The organism is Gammaproteobacteria bacterium, assembly GCA_017999615.1.
In the GTDB taxonomy this organism is placed as follows: domain Bacteria; phylum Pseudomonadota; class Gammaproteobacteria; order JAABTG01; family JAABTG01; genus JAGNLM01.
On the sequence record JAGNLM010000021.1, the window covers coordinates 1 to 7,878 of the forward strand.

General features: G+C 68.8%; 10 protein-coding genes and 1 pseudogene. 10 read left to right on the forward strand and 1 reads right to left on the reverse strand.

The features are described from left to right. The first annotated feature begins 100 nt into the window (after positions 1-100). From KA217_11490 to KA217_11515, 6 genes and pseudogenes are all read left to right on the forward strand, one after another. Positions 101-574 carry a transferrin-binding protein-like solute binding protein gene (locus KA217_11490; protein MBP7713063.1) on the forward strand — a complete coding sequence of 158 codons (474 nt, stop codon included), beginning with the start codon at positions 101-103 and terminating at the stop codon, positions 572-574. 212 nt (positions 575-786) lie between these two features. Beyond that, complete coding sequence (locus KA217_11495; protein ID MBP7713064.1) at positions 787-1,239, forward strand: hypothetical protein; 453 nt, start codon at positions 787-789, stop codon at positions 1,237-1,239. A 200-nt stretch (positions 1,240-1,439) separates the two neighbouring features. Next, a pseudogene (locus KA217_11500) lies at positions 1,440-1,664 on the forward strand (DNA-binding protein). A gap of 363 nt (positions 1,665-2,027) precedes the next feature. Beyond that, positions 2,028-2,357 carry a type II toxin-antitoxin system PrlF family antitoxin gene (locus tag KA217_11505; GenBank protein ID MBP7713065.1) on the forward strand — a complete coding sequence of 110 codons (330 nt, stop codon included), beginning with the start codon at positions 2,028-2,030 and terminating at the stop codon, positions 2,355-2,357. Next, positions 2,354-2,851: a type II toxin-antitoxin system YhaV family toxin gene (locus KA217_11510; GenBank protein ID MBP7713066.1), complete on the forward strand. Its 498-nt coding sequence runs from the start codon at positions 2,354-2,356 to the stop codon at positions 2,849-2,851. The genes KA217_11505 and KA217_11510 overlap by 4 nt, the downstream gene beginning before the upstream one ends. Positions 2,852-2,914: 63 nt before the next feature. After that, on the forward strand, positions 2,915-3,253 hold the full coding sequence (locus tag KA217_11515) for a DUF560 domain-containing protein (protein ID MBP7713067.1): 339 nt from the start codon (positions 2,915-2,917) through the stop codon (positions 3,251-3,253). A 95-nt stretch (positions 3,254-3,348) separates the two neighbouring features. Here the strand turns inward: KA217_11515 and KA217_11520 are convergent, their stop codons facing one another. Further along, positions 3,349-3,759 carry a DoxX family protein gene (locus KA217_11520; protein ID MBP7713068.1) on the reverse strand — a complete coding sequence of 137 codons (411 nt, stop codon included), beginning with the start codon at positions 3,757-3,759 and terminating at the stop codon, positions 3,349-3,351. Positions 3,760-3,925: 166 nt separating this feature from the next. On the opposite strand from KA217_11520, the gene xth reads away from it, so the two are divergent. The 4 genes from xth (at position 3,926) to KA217_11540 (ending at position 7,407) form a co-directional block, all read left to right on the forward strand. Further along, on the forward strand, positions 3,926-4,696 hold the full coding sequence (gene xth, locus KA217_11525; GenBank protein ID MBP7713069.1) for an exodeoxyribonuclease III: 771 nt from the start codon (positions 3,926-3,928) through the stop codon (positions 4,694-4,696). An 82-nt stretch (positions 4,697-4,778) separates the two neighbouring features. Further along, positions 4,779-6,242 carry a 4-hydroxy-3-polyprenylbenzoate decarboxylase gene (gene ubiD, locus KA217_11530; GenBank protein ID MBP7713070.1) on the forward strand — a complete coding sequence of 488 codons (1,464 nt, stop codon included), beginning with the start codon at positions 4,779-4,781 and terminating at the stop codon, positions 6,240-6,242. 113 nt (positions 6,243-6,355) lie between these two features. After that, positions 6,356-6,559 carry a 50S ribosomal protein L31 gene (gene rpmE, locus KA217_11535; GenBank protein ID MBP7713071.1) on the forward strand — a complete coding sequence of 68 codons (204 nt, stop codon included), beginning with the start codon at positions 6,356-6,358 and terminating at the stop codon, positions 6,557-6,559. Positions 6,560-6,690: 131 nt separating this feature from the next. Then, positions 6,691-7,407 (forward strand): thermonuclease family protein, encoded by a 717-nt coding sequence (locus KA217_11540; protein ID MBP7713072.1) that lies wholly within the window; start codon positions 6,691-6,693, stop codon positions 7,405-7,407. The last annotated feature ends 471 nt before the right edge of the window (positions 7,408-7,878 follow it).

Consider the following 7,878-nt stretch of genomic DNA (forward strand, 5'->3'; position numbering starts at 1 on the left):
TTGGCCATGCTGCGCTCCTCTCTGCCCGGATCAGGGCTCGCAGCATGATCCCGAACACTCGCAGCATCAACAGTTTGCCGATCAATTCTCCTTATGACCCATCCACTCAAATGAGGGGATCCCTAAGATCGCGGGGACCTTCAGCCTGGGCGCGCTCACGCCAGTCTCCTCCATCCCGACGCTGGGGACAGCGACGTATCTTGGAGCAACCCTGGGCCACTATGTCGACCCGGCCGGAACCGAGAACCTGGCCTTCGCGGACGTGACGGCGACCGTGGACTTCGGGGCCAGGAGCATCGGGTTCAACACCACGAACACGCACCAGACCGCCGGCCTGGCCACCATCTCCGCGAACGACAACCTGAATCTGTCGGGCACCCTCACCTACGCGCCGGGGGTCAACCAGTTCTCGGGGCCCGTCACCACCGTGGGCGGTGGCGTCGGGAACGCTCCGATGACCGGCACGGCCACGGGCTCGTTCTATGGACCGGCCGCCGAGGAGATCGGGGGAGGCTTCTCGGCAAGAGGCGCGGGAGTCTCCGGATACATGGGCGCGTTCGGAGGCCGCAAATAGGTTCCTGCCATCCGTTCCTCCGATGAACGGACTGCGCGGCCCCTTGTGGGCCGCCCTCCTCTTGTTTCTGTGGCACTCGTCCGTGCACGGGGAGGACCCCAGGGAGGCCAAGCGGACGGTTCTCGAAGAAACGCTCGAGGAGGCGCAGCGGCTCATCGTCGCGGAGCCTGACGATCTTCAACTCCACTTCATCCGCGGGATGGATCCGCGGGATGGCGCTGGCCGAGCTCGGGCGATACCTCGAGGCCGCCGACGAGTTTCGCTGGATGCTCACACGAGACCCCTCCCTCATGCGGCCCAGGCTGGAACTGGGCCGCGTGCTCGTGCTGAGCGGTCAGCACGACAGCGCCCGGTACAATTTCGAGCAGGTCCTCGCCCACGATCTCCCGGACGACGTCCGCCGCAACATACTGAACGTCCTGGCCCGCCTGAGGGAACGCACCGCAAACTTCAGCGTGGCCGTCGACCTCGTCACCGACAGCAATCCGGTCCAGAGCACCTCGGCCCGAGAGGTGGAGATCGGCGGTCTCCGGTACCGGGTGAGCCCCGACGGCCGAAGCAAGGAATCGAAGGGGGTCAGGGTCGCCTTCGAGGGCACGCTTCCTCTCTGGGAGGACTCTCTCTGGTTCGTTCGGGGGAACGGGGAACTGCAGGTGCAAGCCTAACACGATGGAAACTGCACTACCCCCGGTTGCGCAGATGCGCGGTGACGCTACGTACTTTGCGGGCTTCAGCGGCATCGAAGGGATTTACCCGCATCCACTCGGATCGCGCCCTTGGCGGCCACACGCCTTTCGGGCTGCCGGCGATAGAGGACGTGGGTGCACTGGTGAGGACTTGGCTTGGTGGCAGGGCATACGCCTGAATGCGCTGCCCTCAACCACGCAAGGAGTCACCCATGCAGAAGATGATGATCAACGAAGCCGATCTGGCCGAGCGGTGGAACCTCAGCCCGAAGACGCTCCAGCCTTGGCGAAGCGAAGGCCGGGGCCCCCGGTTCATGAAGATGTCCAAGCGCGTCGTCTACCCGATGGACGAGGTCCTCGACTTCGAGTCCCAAGCCCTGCGGGCATCGACCTGGGAGAGCGCCGGCGACGTCGTCCTCCCGAGCGGCTCCAAGCTGATGGACCCGCGCGAAATCGCGTCCGTGACTGGGTTGCCCCTCTACATCTTCAGCCACAAGCCGACGCGGGACTCGCTCGGCGTTCCGCATCGTCGGGTTCAGAAGCTGATCCGGTTCGACCGCGACGAGGTGATGGCGTGGGCCAGACGCTGGTTGCAGGCCGCCAAAGACCAGCGCATCGACGCGAAGGCCGACCCGGCAGGCCAGTACCGGTCGTTGCAGCAGGCTCTGGCTTCGCTGCCGGCCTGACCAGTAGACAATGCATTTGCATTGACATGGCAATGCAAATGCATTACCCTCTGCGCAACGCGTCCTAGCCGGAGAACTGCCATGCCCGCCGCCGTGCAAGTCGAGTCGACGCTGACCGACCGCTACCAGACCACCGTTCCCGAGACGGTGCGCCGGGCCCTACGCCTGGGCAAGCGCGACAAGATCCACTACACGATCCGTCCGGATGGCGAGGTCGTGCTCACGCGTGCGGCCGCTGACGAGAACGACGATCCTGCACTGGCGCCGTTTCTCGGCTTCCTGGCCCGCGACCTGGCCGAGCACCCCGAGCGTGTTCGGGCCGTGGACGCCGGTCTTGCGCAGCGCATCCAGGCGCTGGTTGGCGGTGTCGAGATCGATCTGGACGCGCCGCTGTCGGCCGACGATGAATGAGCGGCGACAAACCGCTGGTCGTCAACGGCTGGACCCTCTTCGCCCACCCGATCTTCCTTGACCAACTCGACGCGCTAACGGCGCAGGTCGAGGCGCTCAAGCGCAAGGACCCGGCCGGCTACATCAAGAAGAACGCCACCAAGCGCCTGGCCGCCATCGCCAAGCTGGCGTTCGAGGTGATCCCGCAAGACCCCGCCCGGCCAGAGTACCGCCAGGGCAACACGCTCGGCGACGAGCACAAGCACTGGTTCCGGGCCAAGTTCTTCCAGCAGTACCGGCTGTTCTTCCGGTTCCACGCGCAGGCCAAGGTGATCGTGTTCGCCTGGGTCAACGACGAGGACACAAAGCGGGCCTACGAGAGCGCTGACGACGCGTACCGGGTGTTCCGCCGGATGCTCGACAGCGGCCGTCCACCGTCGGACTGGGGCCAGTTGTTGGCCGAAGCACGCGCCGAATCGGAGCGCCTCGGCCGGCTCGCGTCAGGCGGTGCTTGACGGGCGGGCACGCAAGCAGCTACGGGGGGGCTCGCCTCTACGAGGGCGCCGTCGCAGCGGTCAGTGACTATCACCAGGTTCGGGAGGACGCGGCGGTCAAGTTCGGGATGGCCGCGTACCAGTTCCACTACCACGACTACCCCTACCTGTCCGCGTGGCAGATGGATCGTCGGAACGCTCCTCTCCGGGGCGGTCAGCCGTTACCGGGAGGCGGACCCTCTCTTCTCCGAGACTCGACGCGACGTCGAGAAGAAGGCGCAACTGGACGTCTCGAACCGCAGGATACGGTTCTGGAGGTTGACGCCCCGCCTGCAGGTGGGGCACGTCGATCGGGATTCCAATCTCGACCTGTGCGCCTTCGAGCGCACCTATGCGCGGCTCGGGCTCGGCGGCGATTTCTGAGACCGGGACCGGCCGGCTCCCGGAACACCTGGCGCCGGCCGGTCCATGCACTCAGGCCTTGCTCAGCCCTTGCTCAGGCCCTGGTCAGGCCCTGCTCAGGCCTTGCCCCGGCCGTCCATGCTCCAGGCACCCGCACCCCAGGCAGCGATCGTGAGCAGGCCGCCCACCACCCCCATGTTCTTGAAGAACATGAGCTGCTGAACCATCTGCTGGTCGGACGGCATCGCCCAGTAGTTGTGGAAGAAGTACGATGCCACCAGGGTGAAGACCGCGAGCGCGATGGCAGCCAGCCGGGTGCGATAGCCGAGGATCAGCGCCACGGCGGCGCCAATCTCCACCGCCACGGCAAGCGCGGCGGCCACTTCCGGCATGGGCAGACCCGCCGACGAGATGTGGCCGACGGTTCCCGCAAACCCGGTGACCTTGTGGATGCCGGCGGGCAGGAAGAGCGCAGCCATCAGCAGACGGCCGGCCAGCGCCAGGGGGTTCTGCAGCATCTGGAACATGACGGACTCCTGTCGTTCGAGGTGGATGCCGGCCGTGGGTGACGAGACTCGCCGGACATCGGCAGTGTCTCACAGCCGCCGCCCAGGTTAACCTCTGGCCGGAGACCGGCCTGGGGCCGGAGGTCCGCCCCTCGAGGGCAGCGCAATTCGATCACGGGGCCAGCCGATGAAACTCGCCACCTGGAACGTCAACAGCCTGAAGGTGCGCCTGCCGCACGTGCTGGACTGGCTCGCCGCCGCGCAGCCCGACGCGCTCGCCCTGCAGGAGACGAAGCTCACCGACGACCAGTTCCCGGCGCAAGCCTTCGCAGAGGCCGGTTACCGCTCGGTATTCGCCGGGCAGAAGGCCTACAACGGGGTCGCCCTGCTCTCGCGCGTGGAGGCCCGCGAGGTCCTGACCGACCTCCCCGGCCTGCCGGACCCGGACCGGCGGATCCTCGCCGCGACCCTCGGGGACGTGCGCGTGCTGAACCTCTACGTCGTCAACGGACAGGAGGTGGGCTCCGAGCGCTACGCCTACAAGCTCCAGTGGCTCGCGCGGGTGGCCGGGCACGTGCGCAGCGAGCTCACCCGCTACCCGCGGCTCGCGGTGGTCGGGGACTTCAACATCGCCCCCGAGGACCGGGACGTGTACGCCCCGGAGGCGTACCGGGAGCACATCCACTGCAGCACGCCGGAGCGCGAGGCGCTGCAAGGGCTGCTCGCGGTAGGTCTGGTGGACTGCTTCCGGCAGTTCGCGCAGCCCGAGAAGAGCTTCAGCTGGTGGGACTACCGCCAGGGCTCCTTCCGGCGGAACATGGGCCTGCGCATCGACCTCATCCTGGCGAGCGCGGCGCTCGCGCGCGGGTGCACCGCGTGCACCATCGACCCCGGCCCGCGCAAGCTCGAGCGCCCCTCGGACCACACCCCGGTGCTGGCGACGTTCGCGGACGACTGAGGCCCGGAGGCCCGGAGGCCCGGGGCGGTCGGCCCCTCACCGCACGGGCGCGAGGATCCGAACCACGGCAGGAGCGGCATAGATGCAATACCGGGACCTGAGGGATTTCGTCACCCGGCTCGAGGCCATCGGGGAGCTCAAGCGCATCCGGGTCGAGGTGGACCCGCGCCTGGAGATGACCGAGGTCTCGGACCGGGTCCTGCGCGCCGGCGGGCCGGCGCTGCTCTTCGAGCGCCCGAAGGGCCACACGATGCCGGTGCTCGCGAACCTCTTCGGGACCCCGAGGCGGGTCGCGCTCGGCATGGGGCGGGATTCGGTCGAGGAGCTGCGCGAGGTGGGCCGGCTGCTCGCCTTCCTCAAGGAGCCCGACCCCCCGCGGGGCCTGCGCGACGCCTGGGAGAAGCTCCCCGCCTTCCGTCAGGTGCTGAACATGGCGCCGAAGGTGGTGAGCCGCGCCCCCTGCCAGGAGCAGGTGCTCGAGGGCACGGAGGTTGACCTCGCCCGGCTTCCGGTGCAGACCTGCTGGCCGGGGGACGCGGGGCCGCTCATCACCTGGCCCCTCGTGGTGACCCGCGGCCCGAGCCGCCCGCGCCAGAACATCGGCATCTACCGCATGCAGGTCGTCGGGCGCAACCGCGCCATCCTGCGCTGGCTCGCCCACCGGGGCGGGGCACTCGACTACCGGGACTGGCAGGCCGCCCGCCCGGGCGAGCCCTTCCCCGTCGCGGTCGCCCTCGGCGCGGACCCGGCGACCATCCTGGCGGCGGTGACGCCGGTGCCGGACAGCCTGTCCGAGTTCGCCTTCGCCGGCCTGCTGCGGGGGGCGCGCAGCGAGGTGGCGCGCTGCCTCACCCACGACCTCCAGGTGCCCGCGGGCGCCGAGATCGTGCTCGAGGGCCATCTCCACCCGGGCGACGAGGCCCCCGAGGGGCCCTTCGGGGACCACACCGGCTACTACAACGAGGTCGAGCGCTTCCCGGTCTTCACCATCGACCGCCTGACCCACCGGCAGGACCCCCTCTACCACTCCACCTACACCGGGCGTCCCCCGGACGAGCCCTCGGTGCTCGGGGTGGCTCTGAACGAGGTCTTCGTCCCGATCCTCCAGAAGCAATTTCCCGAGATCGTGGACTTCTACCTGCCGCCCGAGGGCTGCTCCTACCGCATGGCGGTGGTGACGATGAAGAAGGAGTACCCCGGGCACGCGAAACGGGTGATGTTCGGGGTCTGGTCGTTCCTGCGCCAGTTCATGTACACGAAGTTCGTGCTGGTCACCGACGACGACATCGACGCCCGCTCCTGGACCGACGTCATCTGGGCCCTCACCACACGTGTCGACCCGGCCCGGGACACCGTGCTCGTGGAGAGGACACCGATCGACTACCTCGACTTCGCCTCGCCCGAGGCGGGGCTGGGGTCGAAGATGGGGATCGACGCGACCCGCAAGTGGCCCGGGGAGACCCACCGGACCTGGGGGCGCCCCATCGTCATGGACCCCGAGGTCCAGCGCCGCGTGGACGCCCTCTGGGGCGAGCTGGGACTCTGAGGGCCGCTCGAACTGCGAGCCGCCGCTTGAACTGCGGGCCGGGATTCCGTATCTTTCCGCGCTTGCGACTGGCGGCCGTCCCGCTGTGGGTCGGTTTGCCTGGAGGAAGCCCCATGAAGCCCGACATTCACCCCAAGTACGCCGAGATCACCGTGACCTGCAGCTGCGGGAATACGTTCAAGACCCGCTCCACGGCCGCGCGCGACCTGCACCTCGACGTGTGCTCGAAGTGTCACCCCTTCTTCACCGGCCAGCAGAAGATCATGGACACGGCCGGCCGCGTGGACAAATTCCGGCGCAAGTACGGGATGGCGTGATGGACCGCGCCCGGGCTCGACCGGGCGGTCGGGAAAGGCGTCCAGCAGGACGCCTTTTCTGTATCCGGCGTCCCTGGCTCGCGCGGGCCGCACTCGCCCTGGGGCTCGGGCTCGCCCCGCCGCTCGCGGTTGTGGCCGCGGCCGCAGAGGCCTGTCCTGCGGACCGCATCGACGCCTGGGCCGAAGTCCGGTCGGTGCTGGACGGGGACACGCTGGTCCTGAAGGACGGGCGCAAGGTGCGCATGCTCGGCATCAACGCCCCCGAGATCCGCTACGACGAGCGCCCCACGGAGCCCTTCGCGACCGTCGCCCGCAGCGCCCTCGAGGAACTGACCGGCGCCGGCCAGCGGGTTGGCCTGCGCTTCGACGTGGAGCGCGAGGACACCTACGGTCGCACCCTGGCCCACGTGTTCCTCCCCGACGGCACCAACGTGCAGCGCGAGATGCTCAGCCGCGGACTGGCGGCCAGCATCGTGGTGCCGCCGAACGCCTGGAGTTGGGAGTGCTACCGGGACGCCGAGCGCGAGATGCGCGAAGCGGGGCGCGGGATGTGGAGCGACGAGCGCTTTCGCCCCACGCCTCCCGCCCAACTCCCGCCCAACGCCGAGGGCTTCTGGTTCGTCACCGGCCGCGTGCAGCGGGTGGGCGAAGGCCGCAACGCCTGGTGGCTCAACCTGGGGGGCGGGCTCTCGGTGCGGGTCGACAATCGGGACATGGAGTACTTTCCCGGCCTGCGCCCCCGCTCGCTCGCGGGCCAGCGCATCGAGGGCCGGGGCTGGCTCAATACCTCCCCGCGCGACCGCTGGGTGAACGCCCGCCACCCGGCCGCCTTGCGCGTCCTCGACTGACCTATACTGAGAAAGGCGGCGCCTTGCCGGGCGGACCGGAGGGTCTGCCCCGGCGGGGGAACTTTTCCGCGAACGTTCTTGTCTACTCTCTCGAGCGCGGGAACTGCGCTCCCCGCCCGACCTCCCTGGGCGGGTGCTCGACCCGGCAATCCCAGCCGGAGATCTTATGCCCCGGTTTATTACCCTTCCCCCCCGATTGTTGAGCCGGGGCTTTTTTTTGCCTGCGATCCGGCACCCGGTGGCTCGGGTTGACCGGTCCAGGTGGGGCTGCTATACGCAATGAGTCACTCCGGCCCCGGACGCGGTGCGGTCCCAGGCCCCACCGCGGGGCTCCTACCACCATCCACCGGGAGAACGAAATGAAGAAGGTCCTCGTTGCGACACTGGCCTGCGCCCTGATGGGCGCGTGGGGTAGCGCCCTGGCCGCCGGCGACGCGGCGGCGGGCAAGGCGAAGTCGGCCGCGTGCGCCG

Coding starts and splice junctions, on each gene's coding strand:
- rpmE (MBP7713071.1), top strand. CDS start 6,356: ATGAAGCCCGACATTCACCCCAAGTACGCCGAGATCACCGTGACCTGC.
- KA217_11495 (MBP7713064.1), top strand. CDS start 787: ATGGCGCTGGCCGAGCTCGGGCGATACCTCGAGGCCGCCGACGAGTTT.
- KA217_11510 (MBP7713066.1), top strand. CDS start 2,354: ATGAGCGGCGACAAACCGCTGGTCGTCAACGGCTGGACCCTCTTCGCC.
- ubiD (MBP7713070.1), top strand. CDS start 4,779: ATGCAATACCGGGACCTGAGGGATTTCGTCACCCGGCTCGAGGCCATC.
- KA217_11505 (MBP7713065.1), top strand. CDS start 2,028: ATGCCCGCCGCCGTGCAAGTCGAGTCGACGCTGACCGACCGCTACCAG.
- xth (MBP7713069.1), top strand. CDS start 3,926: ATGAAACTCGCCACCTGGAACGTCAACAGCCTGAAGGTGCGCCTGCCG.
- KA217_11520 (MBP7713068.1), bottom strand. CDS start 3,759: ATGTTCCAGATGCTGCAGAACCCCCTGGCGCTGGCCGGCCGTCTGCTG.